1 pseudogene is annotated in these 391 nt (G+C 42.7%); it reads left to right on the top strand.

From position 1 onward, the window contains the following. Positions 1-60 precede the first annotated feature (60 nt). Positions 61-391, top strand: a pseudogene (locus tag OK414_RS29830) (plasmid recombination protein); the annotation flags it as partial.

The following is a 391-nucleotide window of genomic DNA, read 5'->3' as shown; positions in this document are numbered from 1 at the left end:
AAAGAATACTTTCATGGCAAAACGAAGATTCGTCGAATTCAGGATGACTTTCACAACTACATGAACAAACGTGGCTATGACATTGAGCGTGGCGAGCCGAGTGAGCTGCAGCATAAGAGTGTGCATGAGTTTAAAAAACAAGAACGTGAGAAAGAGCTCAAGCATCTTCAACAACTTGTGGCTCACAAGGAAAAAGAGCTTCAACAGATGGATAATTTAGTGGAGTTGAAAGCAGCACCACCCGTTGAAATACGTAGCGAGAGACGGATTGAAGAGTTATGTAGCCAACCAATTGAAGTAGAGGCGGCCAAGAGTGTCATGGGTTCCAAAGTGAAAGTGGAAGAAGAAGATTTTCATGAGCTGATGAGTCTCACAAAAGAGTTTCAGCAAA

This window comes from Priestia sp. JV24 (genome assembly GCF_025910025.1).
Taxonomy (GTDB): Bacteria; Bacillota; Bacilli; order Bacillales; family Bacillaceae_H; genus Priestia; species Priestia megaterium.
The sequence above is the reverse complement of the archived record's forward strand: the minus strand, read 5'-3'. Positions and strand labels throughout refer to the sequence as shown.